The sequence below is a fragment of the Tabrizicola sp. BL-A-41-H6 genome (genome assembly GCF_050632395.1).
Taxonomy (GTDB): domain Bacteria; phylum Pseudomonadota; class Alphaproteobacteria; order Rhodobacterales; family Rhodobacteraceae; genus JAUYQR01.
Map to the genome: position 1 here is coordinate 1,964,317 of NZ_CP192600.1, position 19,223 is coordinate 1,983,539.

22 protein-coding genes are annotated in these 19,223 nt (G+C 63.4%); 13 read left to right on the forward strand and 9 right to left on the reverse strand.

Annotation, left to right across the window (positions count from 1 at the left end; all coding sequences use genetic code 11):
• Window positions 1-187: 187 nt before the first annotated feature.
• The 4 genes from yajC to ACROUL_RS09660 are packed head-to-tail and all read left to right on the forward strand — an operon-like array spanning window position 188 to window position 3,534.
• On the forward strand, window positions 188-517 hold the full coding sequence (gene yajC, locus ACROUL_RS09645; RefSeq protein ID WP_431299281.1) for a preprotein translocase subunit YajC: 330 nt from the start codon (window positions 188-190) through the stop codon (window positions 515-517).
• Window positions 518-526: 9 nt separating this feature from the next.
• Entirely contained in the window at window positions 527-2,194 is a 1,668-nt protein-coding gene (gene secD / locus ACROUL_RS09650) for a protein translocase subunit SecD (RefSeq protein WP_431299282.1), read from the forward strand.
• A 13-nt stretch (window positions 2,195-2,207) separates the two neighbouring features.
• Entirely contained in the window at window positions 2,208-3,179 is a 972-nt protein-coding gene (gene secF / locus ACROUL_RS09655) for a protein translocase subunit SecF (RefSeq protein ID WP_431299283.1), read from the forward strand.
• A gap of 1 nt (window position 3,180) precedes the next feature.
• Window positions 3,181-3,534, forward strand: coding sequence for an Mth938-like domain-containing protein (locus tag ACROUL_RS09660; protein WP_431299284.1), 354 nt, complete (start codon window positions 3,181-3,183; stop codon window positions 3,532-3,534).
• 41 nt (window positions 3,535-3,575) lie between these two features.
• Here the strand turns inward: ACROUL_RS09660 and ACROUL_RS09665 are convergent, their stop codons facing one another.
• Window positions 3,576-4,556, reverse strand: coding sequence for an aldo/keto reductase (locus tag ACROUL_RS09665; RefSeq protein ID WP_431299285.1), 981 nt, complete (start codon window positions 4,554-4,556; stop codon window positions 3,576-3,578).
• 97 nt (window positions 4,557-4,653) lie between these two features.
• On the opposite strand from ACROUL_RS09665, the gene ccmA reads away from it, so the two are divergent.
• The 5 genes from ccmA to ACROUL_RS09690 all read left to right on the forward strand — a co-directional run bounded on the left by ccmA (window position 4,654) and on the right by ACROUL_RS09690 (window position 7,478).
• Entirely contained in the window at window positions 4,654-5,274 is a 621-nt protein-coding gene (gene ccmA / locus ACROUL_RS09670; RefSeq protein ID WP_431299286.1) for a heme ABC exporter ATP-binding protein CcmA, read from the forward strand.
• Window positions 5,275-5,347: 73 nt separating this feature from the next.
• Window positions 5,348-6,004, forward strand: coding sequence for a heme exporter protein CcmB (ccmB, locus tag ACROUL_RS09675; RefSeq protein ID WP_431299287.1), 657 nt, complete (start codon window positions 5,348-5,350; stop codon window positions 6,002-6,004).
• A gap of 55 nt (window positions 6,005-6,059) precedes the next feature.
• The gene (locus ACROUL_RS09680) at window positions 6,060-6,788 is read left to right on the forward strand and encodes a heme ABC transporter permease (protein ID WP_431299288.1); all 729 of its coding nucleotides are present in this window, start codon (window positions 6,060-6,062) and stop codon (window positions 6,786-6,788) included.
• Window positions 6,788-6,946, forward strand: coding sequence for a heme exporter protein CcmD (gene ccmD, locus ACROUL_RS09685; protein ID WP_431299289.1), 159 nt, complete (start codon window positions 6,788-6,790; stop codon window positions 6,944-6,946). Before ACROUL_RS09680 ends, ccmD begins: the two co-directional genes overlap by 1 nt.
• Window positions 6,939-7,478: a DsbE family thiol:disulfide interchange protein gene (locus ACROUL_RS09690; protein WP_431299290.1), complete on the forward strand. Its 540-nt coding sequence runs from the start codon at window positions 6,939-6,941 to the stop codon at window positions 7,476-7,478. Before ccmD ends, ACROUL_RS09690 begins: the two co-directional genes overlap by 8 nt.
• A 380-nt stretch (window positions 7,479-7,858) precedes the next feature.
• Here the strand turns inward: ACROUL_RS09690 and ACROUL_RS09695 are convergent, their stop codons facing one another.
• Complete coding sequence (locus ACROUL_RS09695; protein WP_431299291.1) at window positions 7,859-8,647, reverse strand: winged helix-turn-helix transcriptional regulator; 789 nt, start codon at window positions 8,645-8,647, stop codon at window positions 7,859-7,861.
• A 174-nt stretch (window positions 8,648-8,821) separates the two neighbouring features.
• On the opposite strand from ACROUL_RS09695, the gene ACROUL_RS09700 reads away from it, so the two are divergent.
• Window positions 8,822-9,118, forward strand: coding sequence for a hypothetical protein (locus ACROUL_RS09700; RefSeq protein WP_431299292.1), 297 nt, complete (start codon window positions 8,822-8,824; stop codon window positions 9,116-9,118).
• 36 nt (window positions 9,119-9,154) lie between these two features.
• Here the strand turns inward: ACROUL_RS09700 and acnA are convergent, their stop codons facing one another.
• Window positions 9,155-11,839: an aconitate hydratase AcnA gene (gene acnA, locus ACROUL_RS09705; RefSeq protein WP_431299293.1), complete on the reverse strand. Its 2,685-nt coding sequence runs from the start codon at window positions 11,837-11,839 to the stop codon at window positions 9,155-9,157.
• Window positions 11,840-12,043: 204 nt separating this feature from the next.
• On the opposite strand from acnA, the gene ACROUL_RS09710 reads away from it, so the two are divergent.
• Entirely contained in the window at window positions 12,044-12,748 is a 705-nt protein-coding gene (locus tag ACROUL_RS09710; protein ID WP_431299294.1) for a DUF1223 domain-containing protein, read from the forward strand.
• A 12-nt stretch (window positions 12,749-12,760) separates the two neighbouring features.
• Here ACROUL_RS09710 and ACROUL_RS09715 read toward each other — a convergent pair whose 3' ends face one another.
• The 6 genes from ACROUL_RS09715 to purB all read right to left on the reverse strand — a co-directional run bounded on the left by ACROUL_RS09715 (window position 12,761) and on the right by purB (window position 17,906).
• A complete protein-coding gene (locus ACROUL_RS09715; protein WP_431299295.1) occupies window positions 12,761-13,651 on the reverse strand; it encodes a lysophospholipid acyltransferase family protein in 891 nt (296 codons plus the stop codon).
• Window positions 13,652-13,654: 3 nt separating this feature from the next.
• A complete protein-coding gene (locus tag ACROUL_RS09720; protein ID WP_431301275.1) occupies window positions 13,655-14,545 on the reverse strand; it encodes a DMT family transporter in 891 nt (296 codons plus the stop codon).
• 86 nt (window positions 14,546-14,631) lie between these two features.
• Window positions 14,632-15,714 (reverse strand): FliG C-terminal domain-containing protein, encoded by a 1,083-nt coding sequence (locus ACROUL_RS09725; protein ID WP_431299296.1) that lies wholly within the window; start codon window positions 15,712-15,714, stop codon window positions 14,632-14,634.
• 57 nt (window positions 15,715-15,771) lie between these two features.
• Entirely contained in the window at window positions 15,772-15,945 is a 174-nt protein-coding gene (locus ACROUL_RS09730) for a hypothetical protein (RefSeq protein WP_431299297.1), read from the reverse strand.
• A gap of 25 nt (window positions 15,946-15,970) precedes the next feature.
• Window positions 15,971-16,504: a tetratricopeptide repeat protein gene (locus ACROUL_RS09735; protein WP_431299298.1), complete on the reverse strand. Its 534-nt coding sequence runs from the start codon at window positions 16,502-16,504 to the stop codon at window positions 15,971-15,973.
• Window positions 16,505-16,601: 97 nt separating this feature from the next.
• Window positions 16,602-17,906, reverse strand: coding sequence for an adenylosuccinate lyase (purB, locus tag ACROUL_RS09740; protein WP_431299299.1), 1,305 nt, complete (start codon window positions 17,904-17,906; stop codon window positions 16,602-16,604).
• Window positions 17,907-17,984: 78 nt separating this feature from the next.
• Here purB and ACROUL_RS09745 point away from each other — a divergent pair, with 78 nt between their 5' ends.
• Complete coding sequence (locus ACROUL_RS09745) at window positions 17,985-18,311, forward strand: hypothetical protein (RefSeq protein ID WP_431299300.1); 327 nt, start codon at window positions 17,985-17,987, stop codon at window positions 18,309-18,311.
• A gap of 20 nt (window positions 18,312-18,331) precedes the next feature.
• Window positions 18,332-19,204, forward strand: coding sequence for an endonuclease/exonuclease/phosphatase family protein (locus ACROUL_RS09750; protein ID WP_431299301.1), 873 nt, complete (start codon window positions 18,332-18,334; stop codon window positions 19,202-19,204).
• Window positions 19,205-19,223: the final 19 nt, after the last annotated feature.

Below are 19,223 nucleotides of genomic sequence, written 5' to 3' on the forward strand. Positions count from 1 at the left end.
AATGATCGTCAAGAAACTGGATTCTCTCGATAACTTCGCATGAACCAGACCTTGAATGCCGCATCGTCGGGCGCATTCACCTGGGCCCGATCTGCCGGAACCGACGAAAGCAACGCTGCCCTCTGGCATAAGCCTGTGAAAGGCCTTACATCGGCCCGCAAATACATCGCAACTCCAGAGGATGCTCATGTTCGTGACCCCCGCCTTCGCACAAGCCGCAGGTGCTCCCGGAGCGGGAGCCGCATTCGCGCAGTTCGTGCCGCTGATCCTGATTTTTGCGATCATGTATTTCCTGTTGATCCGTCCGCAGCAAAAGCGCGCCAAGGAACACCGTGCGATGGTCGAAGCCCTTCGCCGCGGCGATCAGGTTGTCACGGCGGGCGGCATCGTCGGCAAAGTGACGAAGGTTCAGGAAGACGGCATGGTCGAGGTGGAAATCGCCGAGGGCGTGAAGGTCAAGGTGATGAAATCGACGATCGGTCAGGTTCTGAACAAGACCGAACCGGCCAGCGCCTGAGCTTCAGCCATGCAACCGATGGCGCTGTGGAAGCGCGTTCTTATCCTGCTGGTATGCGTTTGGGGCATTGCCGCGGCTATGCCCAACCTGTTTTACGCCAAGGTCGAGGCGCATAACGACGCCGTGGCCGCGATCGAAGCTGCTGGTGGCACAGCAACTGCTGAACAGGAAGCGGCGCGCGCCGAGTGGCCCAATTTCCTGCCCTCAGCATTGGTGAACCTTGGGCTCGACCTTCGGGGCGGCGCGCATCTTCTGGCTGAGGTTCAGGTAGAAGATGTCTACAAGTCCCGCATGGATGCCCTTTGGCCGGAAGTGCGCGACGCAATGCGCGATTTGCGCGATCAAGTTGGCGCCGTGCGCCGTGCACCGTCGCCGGATGGCGTGCTGCGCGTGACGATCTCGAAACCTGAAGGCATGGCAGCCGCTCTCGAAGCGGTACGCGGGCTTGGTGACAGCGTCGTGACGCTGACTGGAGTGGGCAAAAGCACCATAGATGTGACCGCCGAGGGGAACGACATCGTCGTCCAGTTGTCAGAGGCCGAAAAGCAGGCCACTGACGATCGCACCATACAACAGTCACTTGAAATCATCCGTCGTCGCGTCGACGAGGTTGGCACCCGCGAACCTACCATTCAGCGTCAAGGCGAGGATCGCGTGCTGATCCAGGTGCCGGGGATCGGATCTGCCTCGGAATTGAAGGCGCTGATCGGCACCACTGCAAAGCTGACGTTCAATGCTGTGGTCAGCCGGACCAACGACGCCGGTGCAGACCCTGGCCCGCGCAACCTGCTCCTGCCATCCATGGACGAAGACGGTGTGTATTACATCGTTGAAGAAACTCCGGTGGTTTCAGGCGACGAGTTGGTCGACGCGCAACCCTCATTTGACCAGAACAACAGGCCGGCAGTCAGTTTCCGTTTCGACACGACCGGTGCCCGAAAGTTCGGTGATTATACCGCCGCGAACATCGGTGCGCCCTTCGCGATCGTCCTTGATAACGAAGTGATTTCCGCTCCGGTGATCCAAAGCCACATCCCGGGCGGATCGGGCATCATCACCGGCAGTTTCAGCGTCGAGGAAAGCACGAAACTGGCCGTTTTACTTCGAGCAGGTGCCTTGCCCGCCGAGATGAGCTTTCTTGAGGAACGCACGATCGGACCGGAACTTGGTGCCGACTCGATCTCCGCTGGCCGCGTTGCAGCGGTGGTCGCGATGGTGGCCGTTGGCCTGTTCATGATCGCATCCTATGGATTGTTCGGCCTGTTTGCTGTCGTCGCGCTGGTGGTGAACATGGCGCTCATCTTCGCCGTCATGTCCGTTATCGGCGGAACGCTGACGCTGCCGGGTATTGGCGGCATCGTCTTGACCATCGGCATGGCGGTCGATGCAAACGTTCTGGTGTTCGAGCGGATACGCGAGGAACTCCGGGCGCAGAAGAATCCGTTCCGCGCGGTTGAGATCGGCTATGAGCGTGCCATGTCGGCAATCGTGGACGCGAACCTGACGACGATGATCTCGGCGGGCACGCTGTTCATCCTTGGGGCAGGGCCGGTTCGCGGTTTTGCGGTGACATTGGGGATCGGGGTTGTGACTTCGGTATTCACGGCACTTCTTGTGACGCGGGCGATCATCGAAATCTGGTTCCGCTTCACCCGCCCCAAATCGATTATCGTGTGAGGAAGGACAAAGCATGGCTTGGCGTTTGAGACTTGCCCCCGAAAAGACCAGCTTCGATTTCTTCCGGTATCAGTGGATTACCTTTGGTGGTTCCATCGCGCTGATGATCGCGGCTTTCGTCGCGTGGGGCGTGATGGGTCTGAACTACGGCATCGACTTCAAGGGCGGCACCACGATCCGCACCGAGTCGTCGCAGCCTGTGGACGTAGGCGCATACCGGCAAACGCTGGAAGGCCAGCCACTTGGCGATGTGTCGATCACCGAAGTTTTCGACCCAAGCTTCCGGGCAGACCAGCACGTCGCGATGATCCGCATCGCAGCGCAGGACTCAACGGCATCGGTCACGCCCGAAGTGTTGCAGGGCGTCGAAGATGCGCTGAGCAAGCTCGACCCCGAGATCCGCTTCGTGTCGGTGGAATCGGTTGGCCCCAAAGTGTCCGGCGAACTTGTCTGGACATCCATTCTGGCCGTCGGCGTGAGCAGCATCGGCATCCTTCTCTATATCTGGATGCGCTTTGAATGGCAGTTCGCTCTTGGCGGCGTGCTGGCACTTCTGCACGACGTGTTTATCACCATCGGTATCTTCGCGGTCTTCCAGATCAAGTTCGATCTGACCATCATAGCGGCTCTGCTGACCATCCTCGGCTATTCGATCAACGATACGGTCGTGGTGTTCGACCGGCTTCGGGAGAACCTGCTCAAATATAAGGCCATGCCGCTGCGGGACGTCATGAACCTATCAGTGAACGAAACGCTCAGCCGTACCTTGATGACGTCGATCACGACGCTTATTGCAGTGGGCTGCATGTTGGTTCTCGGCGGCGACGTGATCCGCGGGTTCAGCTTGGCGATCTTCCTCGGCGTGCTTCTCGGGACGTATTCTTCCGTCTATGTCGCCAAGAACATCGTGCTGATGATTGGCCTTGATCGCAGCGACAAGCCGAAGAAATCCGACAAGAACGAGTTCGCCAACGTAGACGCCTGACATGCGCTTGACCGAGATCAGCTATGGCACGGCAAAGCCGATCGAGGGCTACGGGCCTGGCTTCTTTCGCGTTGGTGGCCATCTGCTGAAAGGGGCCTGTCTGATCACGCCCTGGGATGCGGGGCTTTGGGGCGGGTTGGACGATACGGCAACGCCACTAAGCCTCGTTGGCAGGATTGACGTTCTTTTTGTCGGCATGGGCGCCGAAATCGCCCATGTTCCGCTGCCGTTTCGCGACGCACTGGAAGCGGAAGGAATCGGGGTGGAGGTGATGTCCTCGCCCGCAGCCTGCCGCACGTACAACGTGCTGTTGAGCGAAGGCCGCCGGATCGCGGTGGCCTTGCTGCCCACCTGACGCCAAATTCCTTTTTCAAGGAACTTTGCGCAATGCAGATCTCACCACAAGTGCTGAACGTGCGGCGCGATGAGGCGTTGATAGATCTCGCGCGCGGCATCCATCGTCTCGGCTGACAGGGCGGGAAGGTCGACTGCATTGGCGCGGGCCTGCACTGGGGTTTTCGCGCCGGGGATCACCACGGTGACCGCGTCTTCCATCAAGATCCAGCGCAGTGCGAAGGCAGCCATCGTGGCGCCATGCGGCACCAGCGGGCGCAACTCATCCACCGCGGCAAGTGCCACATCGAATGGCACGCCCGAGAAGGTCTCGCCCTTGTCGAACGCCTCGCCGTTGCGATTGAAGCTGCGGTGGTCGTCGGCGGCAAAGGTGCTGGTGGCCGACATCTTGCCGGTCAGCAGGCCCGAGGCGAGGGGAACACGCGCGATGACTGCCACGTTCCGCGCCAGTGCCTCCTTGAAGAACACCTCGGCGGGTTTCTGGCGGAAGAGGTTGTAGATGATCTGCACCGAAACCACCCCCGGGTGTCGGATCGCTTCCCGCGCCTCTTCCACGGTTTCAACCGATACGCCGTAATCGGCGATCTTGCCCTTGGCCTTGATCGCATCCAGCGCGGCGTAGATGCTCGGATCGGAATAGACCGGCGTGGGCGGGCAATGCAGTTGCACAAGGTCCAGCGTCTCGACCCCGAGGTTGGTCAGCGAGCGGTCGATGAACGCCTCGATGTTGGCTTGTGTGTAGCCTTCCGCGACATGCGGGCTAAGTCGGCGCCCCGCCTTGGTCGCCACAAAGGGACGTTCGCCCGGGCGCTCGGCCAGCACTTCGCGGATGATCCGTTCCGACCGGCCGTCGCCATAAACGTCGGCGGTGTCGATGAACGTCATGCCGGCATCAAGTGCCGCGTGCAGCGTCGCCTTGGCGTCCGCCACCGTGACCTCGCCCCAAGTGCCGCCGATGGCCCAGGCGCCGAAACCGATGCGGCTGGTGGGGCGGCCGGTGCGGCCAAATGTCGTGGTCTGCATGGAAGTCTCCTCTTTCGCCGTCAGATAGCGCGCGGGGCCGGAAAAGGCTATGGGCGCAGGTCTTTTCGCCGTGTCCAAGTTCGGATAGGGCTGAGGGATGGATATGGTGGTCAGCAATCTGGCGGTGGCGCGAGGCGGGGTGACCGTGCTTGAAGGGGTAAACTTTCGGCTGGCCCCGGGACGCGCACTGATCCTGCGTGGCCCCAACGGAGTGGGCAAGACAACGCTTTTGCGGACCCTTGCAGGCTTGCAGCCGGCGGTAGCGGGCGAAGTCTCGCTGCCTCCTGAAACTCTGACCTATGCCGCCCATGCCGATGGGCTCAAGGCTGTGCTGACGGTGCGCGAGAATTTGGAATTCTGGGCCGCGATCCACGGCACGAATCTGGTCGCTGCGGCCTTGCAGGCAATGGACATCGAGCCACTTGCGAGGCGGCGGGCGGCAGACCTGTCGGCAGGCCAGAAGCGCCGCCTGGGTCTGGCCCGGCTTGCCGTATCAGGGCGCTCGATCTGGTTGATGGACGAGCCGACAGTTAGTCTGGACACGGCCTCGGTCGCAGCGTTTGTCGGCATGGTCAGGGGGCATCTGGCAACCGGCGGGTCTGTTCTGGTAGCGACACATATAGACCTTGGGCTTGCAGAAGCCGAAGTGCTCGACCTGACGCCGTTCCGCGCCATTGCGTCCGCGCCGCGCGGCGGGTTCGACGAGGCCTTCGGATGACAGGTCTTGGAGCTGTTTGTCAGAGCCTCTGGCGGGAGTATCTGCAAGCCGAGCAAATCCATCTGGGGGTGCGATGAAAGCGCTGCTTATCCGGGATTTGCGGCTGGCATTGCGGGCCGGTGGCGGCTTTGGCCTTGGGCTGGCGTTCTTTCTGCTTGTCGCGGTCCTTGTGCCCTTGGGTGTTGGGCCGGATGGCGGCACCCTGGGGCGGATCGCGCCGGGCATTCTATGGGTAGGCGCATTGCTTGCCTGCCTGCTGTCGCTGGACCGGATCTTTGCGCTGGATTACGAAGATGGCTCGCTGGACCTGCTGGCTGTCGCACCGATCCCTCTGGAGGGGGTGGTCGCCGTCAAGGCCTTGGCGCATTGGCTGGTGACGGGCCTGCCCTTGACGCTTGTGGCGCCTGTGCTGGGGATACTGTTGAACCTGCCGGCGGGGGCCTATGGTTGGCTTGTGCTGTCCCTTGCGCTGGGAACTCCGGCACTGTCGGTGATCGGCGCTTTCGGTGCGGCGCTGGTGGTTGGGGTGAAGCGGGGCGGGCTGTTGTTGAGCTTGCTGGTGTTGCCGCTTTACGTCCCGACGCTGATCTTCGGGGCCGAGGTAGTGAAGCGCGGCGCTGCGGGGTTGGAAGCGGGCGGTGCGCTGGCGCTGATGGCCACAGTTACAGCCGCAGCGACAGCGGTGCTGCCCTTCGCGGCAGCTGCGGCGTTGCGCGTCAACCTTCGCTGAGGCGTCGCGCGAAGGTGAGTTGAGAGTTTTGGGAAACGCACGTAAGCGGGGGCTCATGTCGATCTGGGAATATGCCAATCCGAAGAAGTTCATGCAGACCTCTGCCTGGGCCTTGCCTTGGGTTGTGGGTTTGACGGTCCTTTGTCTGGTTGTGGGGTTGGTCTGGGGGTTCTTCTTTACGCCTGACGATTTCCGCCAGGGGTCGACCGTGAAGATCATCTACCTGCATGTGCCGTCCGCGATGATGGCGATCAATGCCTGGGTGATGATGCTGGTAACGAGCCTGATCTGGATCGTCCGGCGGCATCATGTCAGCGCACTGGCGGCCAAGGCGGCGGCGCCGGTGGGATTGACCTTCACCCTTATCGCTCTTGTGACGGGAGCGTTGTGGGGCCAGCCGATGTGGGGAACATGGTGGGCGTGGGACCCGCGGCTGACATCTTTCCTTATCCTGACGCTGTTCTACTTTGGTTACATCGCGCTTTGGGCGGCGATCGAGGACCCGGATACCGCAGCGGACCTGACCTCGATCCTGTGTCTGGTTGGATCAGTGTTCGCGTTGCTTTCCCGCTATGCAGTGAATTTCTGGAACCAGGGACTGCACCAGGGGGCGTCTCTGTCGCTGGACAAGAAGGAGAACGTGTCGGACGTGTTCTGGCTTCCCCTGCTGGTGTGTATCGCCGGGTTTGTCTTGTTGTTCGTGACGCTGGTCCTGATGCGGACGCGGACCGAGATCCGGGCGCGACGGCTGGCGGCGCTGCTTGCGCGGGAGAGGGTGGCGTGATGCCTGATCTAGGGAAGTACGCGGTCGAGGTGCTGGGGTCTTATGCGGCGAGCGTCGGTTTGATCGCTGGGCTGGTGGCGCTGTCATTCTGGCAGCGGGCACGGGTGAAACGGGCCTTGGCGGAGGTCGAGGCGCGGCAGGGGAAGATGCATGATTAAGTGGCTGCTGGTCATTCCTTTGGTTCTGTTCGCCGGGTTGGCGTCAATGTTCTACTTTGGCATGTACCGCGACGGGCAGGGCGAGCTGCGGTCGGTCTTCATCGACCGGCCGGCGCCGGTGGTACCGGCGACCGGGTTGCAGGGCGTGCCGATGCTGACCGATGCGGACCTTCGGACGGGGGAGGTCACGGTCGTCAATTTCTGGGCGACCTGGTGTCCGCCGTGCCGGGCGGAGCATCCGGTGCTGTTGAAGATGGCCTCGGACGGGGTGCGGGTCGCGGGCATCAACATCATGGATGATGACCTTAAGGCGCTGGAGTATCTGGCCGACGAGGGCAACCCGTTCTTTGCCGTGGCGACCGACCCGAAGGGGCGCAACCGAGTGGAGTGGGGAGTGACCGCGCCGCCCGAGACGTTCATCGTGAGGGGCGACGGGACCGTTGCGTTCAAGTTCGTGGGGCCGCTGGTCGGTACCGATTATGAGGACCGGTTTGTTCCGGCTCTGGCGGAGGCGCTGGCTGCGGAGAAGTGATGTCCCACGGTGGGACATTGTGTGGGTCACACGAAATCAATGACTTGCACGCTTCCGGTAAGGTTTCGTTAACACCTCAGGCAAAAATTAGAGCCAGAGCGATCCCGCCCATCACGAGAAGTTCGGTCAGAGGCAGGCTTTGCATCCAGCGGGGCATGGCCACAACATGCGGGCGTCGGCGGGCGTGTGCAAGCGGGGCCGGGGCGGCCAGCGGTGGGAAGCGGTTTTGCATAGGGCACCTTGGGGTTTAGGTCCGACCGTTGTGGCAGCAGGGTCTTAACGGCAAGAAAACCGCTCAATGTGCGATATGTTCCCGAGAAAGACAGTCAGTTTCCAAAACGTGAACAATGCGCCGCCATCGCCCCACGTGGTCTGCCTGTCTAGGCGAGGTGCAAAGACGGTTCGGCCACTGCCGCGGTCGGGACGATCAGGCGCCGGGTGACAGCGGGCTTTGAGGCTTCGCCCGAGCTGGAGAGCGACGCTATGCCCTCGATGTCGGCATACTCGCTTCGCTTGAGCCAGCGTGGCATTGTGCGCGCAAGAACCGCGTCGCCGCTGAGATAAAGCTGCCCGCTTGCAAGTTCACGCGCGATGGTGGTGCGGCCAAGCAATATGCCCAGAAGCGAGGTTCGATTGGTTTCTACAAAGAGGTCGATGTCGAAGCCCGGAATCGACGTGCATATCTCAGCGTCGGCACCCGGCTGAACCAACGCCCAATAGGTGTCATAGGCAAGGCCGGGATCGGAAAATCGGAATTGCAGCACCACACGCCGCGTCGGCAAGGCAGATTGATCGAAGCTTCTGCGCATTCCCCACATCAGGCTGGAGACGGTGGCGGTACAAAGAGCGGCCTCCGCTTCGATGTGGCATTGTGCCCAATGCGCCAAGGCGTTCAGAGCCGGTTCCAGCGCCACGGCGGCTTCGGTCCGGATGTAATCCACTGATCCGGTGGCGGGATCGGCGACCCGTTCGACAAAACCCATCGCCTCCAGATCCTTGAGGCGCTTGGACAGGAGGGCAGGGGAAATGCTGCCGATCTCGCGTCGAAGATCGTTGAACTTGGTGGCACCGCTCCACAGGCCGACAAGGATCGGGATGGTCCAGCGGGGTTCCAGGATTTCGCAGGCGCGGGTTATCGGGCAAATCATGCCGTAGGGCTTCTGGGACATCGGTAGTCTCCATCATCCTATGATCCGTGCAGGATAGACTCATCGGAAGTACCGATCCAGTTCAGAAGTTGTATCGGCGCTGCTTCACTTCCTGCACTTAACCTTGGTGCGGACGGGCGGCATCCTGACCCGGCCGGAAAATTCCGGTGGCATCTTCGGGAAGGGGTGACCGACATGGCTCAGGACGCACAAGCAGGTTCGCATCGGTCCAGCATGCCGATCAACGCAGGATGGCCGGCGTTCGGTGATTTCGTCACAGGCGGGTTCGGCACGCATGCGGCGCGCCCAGACAAGGCAGGGCGCGGCTGGTTCGGCACGTGGGGCCGCAGGGTTGAACCATCGCACCGCGACATCGAACGCTTGTCGGCAAGTGAACGTCGCGAATTGGGAATTGCCGCTGCGGGAGGCGGGCCGGCGACCCCGGCCCGCGCGCTGAGCGGCCTTACGTTGCTGGCTCTCGCCGGACGGTAAGCGGGGCGCAGTTCGTAACTGCGCCCCCGACGGGGATTATGCCGAGGCGAGGTTGCGCAGCACGTAATGCAGCACCCCGCCGTGTTCGACGTATTCGATCTCGATCTCGGTATCGATGCGGCACTTGATGGCGATGGTTTTGGTGGTGCCGTCGGCATAGCGGATGGTGCAGGGCACGAGGCTGAGGGGCTTCAGGTCGCCCGACAGGCCTTCGATGCTGATGACCTCGTCGCCCTTCAGGTTCAGTGACTTGCGGGTCATTCCTTCGGTGAATTCGAAGGGGATGACCCCCATGCCGACGAGGTTCGAGCGGTGGATACGCTCGAAGCTTTCCGCGATCACCGCCTTGACGCCCAGAAGTGCCGTGCCCTTGGCCGCCCAATCGCGCGAGGAGCCTGCGCCGTATTCAATGCCGCCAAAGATCACCAGCGGCGTGCCTGCAGCCTGATAGGCCATCGAGGCGTCGAAGATCGAGGTCTGCTGGCCGTCAGGCCCGAGGGTGTAGCCGCCCTCCACCCCATCGAGCATCTCGTTCTTGATGCGGATGTTGGCGAAGGTGCCGCGCATCATCACCTCGTGGTTGCCGCGACGGGCCCCGTAGGAGTTGAACTCGGATACCGGAACCTGACGTTCCGTCAGATACTTGCCAGCCGGAGTTGAAGCTTTGAATGAGCCGGCCGGGCTGATGTGGTCGGTGGTGATCATGTCCCCCAGAAGCGCCAGCACACGCGCGCCGGTGATGTTCTGGATGGTTCCGGGGGTCTTGGCCATGCCGCGGAAGTAGGGCGGGTTCTGGATGTAGGTCGAGGTCGGCGGCCAGTCGTAGGTCTCGCTGTCGGTGATCTGGACGGCCTGCCACTTTTCGTCGCCCTTGAAGACATCGGCGTATTTCTTCTGGAAGGCGGCGCGGGTGACGGTGGCGTGGACGAGATCGGCAATCTCGGCGTTCGTGGGCCAGACGTCTTTCAGGTAGACCGGGCCGTTGGTACCCATGCCCAGAGGCTCGGTGGTGAGGTCGATGTTCATGTCACCGGCGAGCGCGTAGGCCACCACGAGGGGCGGCGAGGCGAGATAGTTGGCGCGCACGTCGGGCGAGATGCGGCCCTCGAAGTTGCGGTTGCCGGAGAGGACGGCGGCGGCGACAAGGTCGCCCTCGGTGATCGCGGCCGAGATTTCCGGCTGCAAGGGTCCGGAGTTGCCGATGCAGGTGGTGCAGCCATAGCCGACGAGGTTGAAGCCGATGGCGTCGAGGTCTTCCTGCAGGCCGGCGGCGTTCAGGTATTCGCTGACGACCTGCGACCCGGGGGCGAGCGAGGTTTTCACCCACGGCTTGCGGGTGAGGCCAAGCGCGCGCGCCTTGCGGGCCACGAGGCCCGCGCCGATCATCACGTAGGGGTTCGAGGTGTTGGTGCAGGACGTGATCGAGGCGATCACGACCTTGCCCGACGACATCGTGTATTTCTCGCCTTTTACGGCGATTTCAACGCCTTGCGGGCGCTTGAACGAGGTTTCCATTTCCTTGGAGAACGAGGCTTTGGCATCGGTCAGTGGCAGGAAATCTTGCGGGCGCTTCGGGCCGGAGATGGCGGGGACGATGGTGCCCATGTCGAGGTGCAGAGTAGAGGTGTAGATCGGGTCGTAACCCTCGTCCCGCCACATGCCGTTGGCCTTGGCGTAGGCTTCGACCAGCGCGATGCGGCCTTCGTCGCGGCCGGTCATGTGCAGGTAGCGCAGCGTCTCGGCGTCGATCGGGAAGAAGCCGCAGGTGGCGCCGTATTCGGGGGCCATGTTGGCGATGGTGGCGCGGTCGGCAAGCGGCAGGCGGTCGAGGCCGTCGCCATAGAATTCGACGAACTTGCCGACGACGCCGTGCTTGCGCAGCATCTGCACGACCTTGAGGACGAGATCGGTGGCGGTGGTGCCTTCGACCATTGCACCCGTCAGCTTGAAGCCCACGACCTCGGGGATCAGCATCGACACGGGCTGGCCCAGCATCGCGGCCTCGGCCTCGATCCCGCCGACGCCCCAGCCGAGGACGGCGAGGCCGTTGACCATGGTGGTGTGACTGTCGGTGCCGACGAGGGTGTCGGGGTAGGCGACGGTGGCACCGGTCTGGTCGGTGTCGGTCCAGACGGTCTGCGCGAGGTATTCAAGGTTGACCTGATGGCAGATGCCGGTGCCGGGCGGGACGACGCGGAAGTTGTTGAACGCCTTTTGCCCCCATTTCAGGAAGACGTAGCGTTCCATGTTGCGTTCGTATTCGCGGTCGACGTTGGCCTGGAAGGCGCGCGGGGTTCCGAATTCGTCGATCATCACCGAGTGGTCGATGACGAGGTCGACGGGGGCGAGGGGGTTGATCTGCTGGGCGTTGCCGCCAAGGCCCTTGATACCGTCACGCATCGCGGCAAGGTCGACGACCGCCGGCACGCCGGTGAAATCCTGCATCAACACGCGCGCCGGGCGGTAGGCGATTTCGCGCGGGTTCTGGCCGCCATTGGCGCCCCATTCCGAAAAGGCGCGGATGTCGTCGGTGGAGACGGTCTTGCCATCCTCGAACCGCAGCATGTTTTCCAGCACCACCTTCAGCGCTGCGGGCAGACGGGCGAAGGAACCGAGACCGGCGGCTTCGGCAGCGGGGATCGAGTAGTAGCTGACCGTGTGACCACCTGCGGTGAGGGTCTTGCGGGTTCGGTTCTGGTCATGTCCGACGACAACGGTCATACGCGGGCTCCATGCTTGGTGGGCTGTTGCGCAGCATTGTATGCAATTGTATGCCGAATATCCAGCCCCTTCGAAGCGAAGGATGCCACGATTGCCCGCGAATTTCTGCGCGCGATGTGTCACAACACTCGCAAAACCTTGATTGGCACCTGCGGGGTGGCGTTCCTATAAGGTTTTGAGACTACGGGGATTGGGAAGTTCGTCATGCGCAATTTTGCCAGCGTCGCTTGCGGCCTGTTGATCGCCTGTGCGTCTGCGTCAGCGCCGGCGATGGCGGAAGATGCGGTGGTGGTGGAGCTTTACACCTCGCAGGGGTGTTCTGCCTGCCCGCCCGCCGACGAATTCGTGGCGATGCTGACGGCAGATCCGCGGATCATCGCGCTGTCGCTGCATGTGGATTATTGGGATTACATCGGCTGGGAAGACAATTTCGCCCAAACCAAGTTCACCGACCGTCAGCGCGCCTATGCCAAGGCGATCGGCAGCCGAACGATCTATACGCCGCAGCTGATCATCGGCGGGCAGGATCGGATCGAAGGCTATTCGCCGGTTGAAACCTCTGAACAGTTGCGACGCCACCTGTCGGCCACGTCGCCGGTGCAATTGGTGCTGGAACGCCAAGGCGACAAGCTGGTGATTCGTGCCGTCGCGAACCCGCCCCTGACCGAACCTGTCCGGGTGCAACTGGTGCGCTACAAGCCCGAGGAGACGGTGACGATCGAGCGCGGCGAGAATGCCGGCAAGACGATCACCTACCACAACATCGTGACCTCATGGGAAAGCATGGGCGATTGGTCGGGGCAGGAGCCACTTGAACTGACCGCCCCGGCGGTTGGTGGCGATCCGGCGGTGGTGATCCTGCAATCGCACGGTCCGGCAAGCATCGTGGCGGCAGCGCGCGTCGACTGAGGCAGTCCGCGCTTACCGTCTGGGCGGGCGTCGGCCTTTCCAGCGGCGGTGAATCCAGAACCATTGGTCGATGTGCTTGCGCACGAGAGATTCCAGGCTGTCGTTCAGGGCCTGGGTCATGGCTTCTGGTGTGCCATTCGGAATCGGCGCCTCGACAATGATGTCGAAGGAGAGACCATCAGCGCGGCGCACGGCATAGGTCGGGATCAAAAGCGCGTTGTACTTCAACGCAAGCTCGGCTGCAGAAAGTGCGGTCAGCGCCTGTTGGCCGAAGAAGGTAAGGTCTTCGCCGTGGCGCATATGCTGATCGACGAGCATCCCCAGCATGCCGCCCGAACGCAAATGGCGCACCATGTCGGCTAGCCCCGAGCGGCCACGCGGGAACAGCGGTTTGCCGATGCCCGAGATCGCCTGAACGTAATGCGCGTTGAAGAACGGGTTCGCCATCGGCATGTAAAGCGCGCCGACCCGGTAGCCGCGCGCGATGAGGGCGGCGCGCGACGCATCGTAATTGCCGAAATGGCCGGTGACGAGGATCACCGGGCGCTTTTCCCGGTTGGCCTGGTCAAGCGCCGCCACACCCGCGCCGGTGAGCGGGTTTTGCATGACGCGGGCCACGAATTCGGGGCCGGAGTAGATCTCGATGATGGTGCGGCCGACATTGTCGGGGACCGCGCGCATGATGCGGCGCACTTCGGTTTCGGGAAGGCCGGGCAACACAAGCGCCAGATTTTCGCGGATGCGCTGGTCATAGCCGGCCAAGGGTGAGATCAGCCGCGACAAGACCCACCCGCACAGCGGAACCCGCCAGCGATAGGGTAACCGCAGCAGCAGCCAAATCAGGCTGCGAAGCGCGCGGTCCTGCAGCCAGTAGCGCAGGGAAAAGGTCGTGGTCTTGGCCATCGGTCAGGTCTTGCGTGCGCTGGTGGTTTCGCGGTGCCAGACATAAAGGCCCGCCCCCACGATCACAAGCGCACCGATCATGGTCCAGCGGTCGGGCCATTGGTCGTAGAGTACGATGCCCCAGCCGGTGGCAAACACGATGCCAAGGTAGGCGAAGGGCGCGACGACTGACGCCTCGGCCATCGAAAAGCTGCGGATGATGCAAAGCTGCGCCCCGGTGCCAAGCGCGCCGACAAGGGCGAAGATCGCAAGATCGGCGGCGGGGATCGGTATCCAGACGAAGGGCAGGGCGGCGGTGGCGACCACGGTTCCGAAGAGCGAGGCGTAGAGCATCGAGGTCCACGCACTTTCCTGTGCGCCGATGAAGCGGGTGATCAGCGCGTTGCCGGTGTAGCAGACCGCAGCGCCCAGCGGCAGGAGCGCCCAGGGCGAGAACACGCCGGCGCCGGGGCGGATGATGATGAGCGCGCCGATCAGGGCCACGATCACGCCGGCAAGGCGGCGGGGGCCCAGCCTTTCGCCAAGGAAAAGCGCCGCGCCAAGGGTGATGAGGACGGGGTTGATGTCGGTCAGCGCGGTGGCTTCGGCGAGGCCGATGTGGGTGAGGCTGAGAAAGAACAGCGTGGTCGCGCCGAACTGGAACGCGGATCGCGCGACGTGCAGGGCGGGAAAGCGGGTGCGCAGAAGCGGCCCGGTCTGGGCGCGCAGGATCAGAAGCACGATCAGGAACTGGCCGGCAAACCGCGCCCAGATCACCTGCGGGGCGGGATAGCGGGCGATCAGCCCCTTCGCCGTTGCGTCCATCGCGGTGAAGAGGAGGATCGCGAGGATCATCAGCGCAATCCCGCGCGAGACGGGAGAGGCCGGGACGGCCAGGGTGGGAGAGGCTTGCATCGGGATCAAGGGTAGGGGTCGCTGGCGGCGGGGGCAAGGGGGCACGCGCCTTTTGCGGGCAGCGGGTCAGGAGGTCGCTGGGGCGATCAGTCCTCCTCCTCGGGTTGGACGAGAGTAAGCTCGCCCGACGTCTCAAGCGAGCGGATGGCGGCGATGATGGCGGTCATCGCCTCTTCGGCGTCGCGGTCCTTGACCTTGCCGCGGGTTGCCATTTCTTCGCGCAGGCCTTGGGACAGGCGCTGCGATATGTTGGCGAGCAGGAATTCGGCCGCCTCCTCCAGCCCTGGTTTGCCTTGGGCGGCGGCGAAGGCGGTGACCAGCATGGGCTGTTCGACAAGACGGGTGATCTTTGGCGCGTCGCGCGGGGCGAGGCGGGCGGGGATGTGGACGAAGGTGAAGATGGCGCGGCGAACCTCGGCGGCGAAGGCGGCATCTTCAGCCTCGAGACCGGTGAGGACATCTTCGCGGATCAACGCGGGCGAGACGTTCAGGATCGCGCCGACGCGTTCGATGGGGCCGGTGTCAAAGGCGCGAACCGGCTGGTTGTCGAGATCTGCCAGAAGCGCCACGCCGATGCGGCGGACGGTTTCGGGATCGACATTGCCGGTCATCGACACGGCATAGGCGACGCGGCGGGCTTTTTCGCCGGGCAGTTTGCCCAGAAGATCGGCAGCCTTGGCGACGGGAAGCTTGGAGAGAAGGACGGCGGCCACCTCAACCGCCTCGTCCGTCAGGGCGGGCATCAGGCGGTCGACGGGCAGGGCGGTGATCCGGTCCCACGGATCGACCTTCGACGAGGCACCGGCCATGCGGCGCAGGCGCGAGGCGGCGGACTGCGAGATGTGGCCATCCATCATCGACAGGGCGCCTTCGATCCCGCCGGGGAAGGAGAGGCCGACGGACTCAAGTTCGGCAAGGAACTCTGCCACGACGGTGTCGAGCGTGGCCCGGTCGATCAGCCGCATCTGGCCCATCTGTTCGGCCAGCGCCGATTGCATGTGGTCAGGCAGCGAGGTGATTGGCAGCGAGGTGCCTTCGGTCAGAAGGAAGCGGACGATGACGGCGGCTTTTTGCCGGGAATTCAGGCTTTTGCGCGTCTGGGGGCCGGGTATGGCTACGGCGCGCTGGTCGGGGACTATTCTAGCGAGTGTAAGCCCGTTCTGCGCCATGCCAGCCCCCGATTCCAATGCTGGACCGAAGGTGGCAGGCGCAGGTTAACGAAAGGCTTAGCTGGTCGGGTTTGCGACGCAGGCGCCCTTGGCTTCGTCCCAGGTGGAGCCCGCCATGCAGGAGGACGCGGTAATCTCCTTGGCCTTCATGTCGGAGCAGCCGCCGCCGGCAAGGGCAAGGGTGGGGGAGAGGGAGAGGGCAATCACGGCGAGGGTCGTTTTGATCTTCATGGGTCGTCCTCCTTTGGTTGATGGGTCAGTAGGTGTAGGTCACGCCAGTTTCGATGGCCGAGGCAAGCGAGCGTTCGGCCCAGGTGCCCGCGCCGTCGTTGGCACGGATCGAGGCGAGTTGAAGATTGGCGGCCTCCAACTCGTTCATTTCGACCAGAAGCTGGCCGTAATAGCTGCGCGCAAGGATGTTGGCGGGGTCGAGCGCGATGGCGGCCTCATATGCCGCGATGCCCTGTTCGATTTGGCCGGATTTGCGCAGGGCAAAGCCACGGTAGGTCATCACGCGCGACGTGTCGCCTTCGACCATCGTGTCGAGGATCGACAGCGCCTCGTCATAGCGGCCGGCATAGGCCAACTCGCGAACCGCACCATACCGCTGATCGTCGTTCAGGCTGCTGTCTTCGGCCTTGATGCAGGCCTTGGTCTTTTCATCCCAGACCTCGCCCTTGGCGCATTCGGTGGTGGTTTCGGTAGGGGTCGGAGGGGTTGCATCCTCAGTCCCCGCTGCGAAGCTGGCGAAAGGCAGGGTGGCGAGGCTGACGGCAAGCAGGAAGCGCATGCGTATTCTCCCGATGGTTGAGAAAAAAGTAGCATGGCGCGTGCAGTTTCAAGGCAATAAAATTGCGCGGTGGGTGCGGCCCGCGGTCACAGATGCGTTATGCGCCGAAAACCCGGGCAAAGATCGTGTCGACATGCTTGGTGTGGTAGCCAAGGTCGAACTTTTCCTCGATCTCGGCGGGGCTGAGGGCGGCGGTGACTTCGGGATCGGCCAGAAGTTCGGTCTTGAAATCGGCGCCCTGTTCCCAGACTCGCATCGCGTTTCGCTGCACCAGACGGTAGGCATCCTCGCGGCTGACGCCAGCCTGGGTAAGGGCGAGAAGGACGCGCTGCGACATCACGAGGCCACGGAACTTGTTCATGTTCTTCAGCATGTTGTCAGGGTAGATCACCAGCTTTTCGATCACGCCCGCCAGACGGTGCAGCGCGAAGTCGAGGGTGATGGTGGTATCCGGCCCGATGGCGCGTTCGACCGAGGAATGCGAGATGTCGCGTTCATGCCAGAGCGCCACATTTTCCATCGCCGGAACGACGGACATGCGGACGAGGCGGGCAAGGCCGGTGAGGTTTTCGGTGAGGACCGGGTTGCGCTTGTGCGGCATGGCCGACGAGCCCTTTTGGCCGGGGGAAAAGAACTCTTCCGCCTCCAGCACTTCGGTGCGCTGCATATGGCGGATTTCAGTGGCCACGTTTTCGATGGAGGACGCGATGACGCCGAGGGTGGCGAAGAACATCGCGTGGCGGTCGCGCGGGATGACCTGGGTCGAGATCGGTTCGGGCGTCAGGCCCAGCATCTTGCAGACGTGTTCTTCGACGCTGGGGTCGATGTTGGCGAAAGTGCCGACCGCGCCGGAAATGGCGCCGGTGGCGATTTCCGCGCGGGCATTTTCCAGCCGGGCGCGGTTGCGCGACATTTCGGCGTAAAAGCGCGCGAAGGTCAGGCCCATTGTGGTGGGTTCGGCATGGATGCCGTGGCTGCGGCCGATGCGGACGGTATCCTTGTGCTCATAGGCGCGGGTTTTGAGCGCGGCGAGAACGCGGTCGAGCCCTTTCAGGAGAAGGTTGCTGGCGCGGACGAGCTGGATGTTCAGCGTGGTGTCCAGAACGTCTGACGAGGTCATGCCCTGATGCACGAAGCGGGCGTCGTCGGCACCGATGTGTTCGGCAAGGTGGGTCAGGAAGGCGATGACATCGTGTTTGGTGACGGCCTCGATCTCGTCGATCCGGGCGACATCGAAGGTGACGTCCTTGGCCCGCCAGACCGCTTCGGCGTTGGCCTTTGGGATCACGCCAATGGCGGCTTGGGCATCGCAGGCATGGGCCTCGATCTCGAACCAGATGCGGAACTTGGTTTCGGGGGACCAGAGGGCGACCATTTCGGGGCGGGAATAGCGGGGGATCATGGCGGCCTCTGGCTGGCGGACGGGATGGCGACCCCTTAGACTGCGGGACGGAACGGTGCAAGGCTTGGAGGCGCGCGGATGCGAGGTTGGGTGGTGGCGCTGGCGCTGTGGCCGGGGGTGGCAGGGGCCGAGGAGTGGCGCGCGCTGAGCGGGGCGGAGATAAGGTCGGCCCTGAGCGCGCGGGTGTTGCAATACGAGGACGCAGTGGCGCAGGACTTCTTTGCCGATGGCCGCACGCTGTACGGTGAAAGCTGGGGCCGGTGGCGGGTGGAAGGGGATGCCTATTGTTCGATCTGGCCGCCTTCTGACCGGTGGGATTGCCTGGCCGTCGAGGCGCGCGGAATAGACGTCCGATTTCTGGGCGATGGCGAGCCGGTGGTGGGCAAATACGCCGACTTGCAGTAGGCGGCGCGAAAGGGAGCGGCATGAAGGTCTTGCAGTTTGGGTTGAGTGCCGGGGTGGCGGTGGTGTTGCTGTGTCTGGCGGCGGGCTATCTGGGGCGGCTGCATCCGGCGGGTGACAGTTTCGCGGTATTCCGACCGCAGGGTGCGCTGGCGCTGGTGCTGCTGGCGGGAGGGGCGGTCATGCTGGCGATGCCGGGGGTGGCAGCGGTGGCGCTAGGGGTGGCACTGATTACGGGCGCGCCGATCCTGCTGTCGCGAGGTGCGGCCGAGGCTATGGGGGGCGTGGCCCTTTATCAGAAGAACATGCTCGACAGGAACGACGATCTGGCGGGGCTGGAAGCGGATATCCGGGCGGCGGCGCCCGACATCCTGACCTTGCAGGAGGTGTCGGACCCGAACCTGCCGCTGTTGGAACGGCTGGCGGACGTGCTGCCGCATCGCATGTTTTGCACCTTTGAGGATGTTGGCGGCGTGGCTGTTGCGACGCGGTTTCCTCCGGTGGCGGGCAGCGAGATTTGCGCGCATGGGCTCGCGGCGATGCAGGTGGAAGGGCCAAACGGGCGGGTTTGGCTGGTGTCGGTGCATCTGAACTGGCCGTGGCCCTACGGGCAGGCGGCGCATCTGAAGCGGCTGTTGCCGGTGATCGAGGGGCTGGACGGGCCGGTGGTGATTGCGGGCGATTTCAACATGGTGCGCTGGTCGGCGGCGCTGGCCCGGGTGCGGGCAGCGTCGCGGACCACGGCGGTGGGGCCGGTGTTGGGCAGTTACGTCGGGTTCGGGCCTTGGATGCTGTTGCCGATCGATCAGGTGATGGCGCCGGGGGGCGGCACGGCAGAGGTGCGGCCTCGGCTTGGGTCTGACCATCTGGGCGTGCTGGCGCGGGTCGGGATCTGAGGCGGCACCTTTGGCTGGC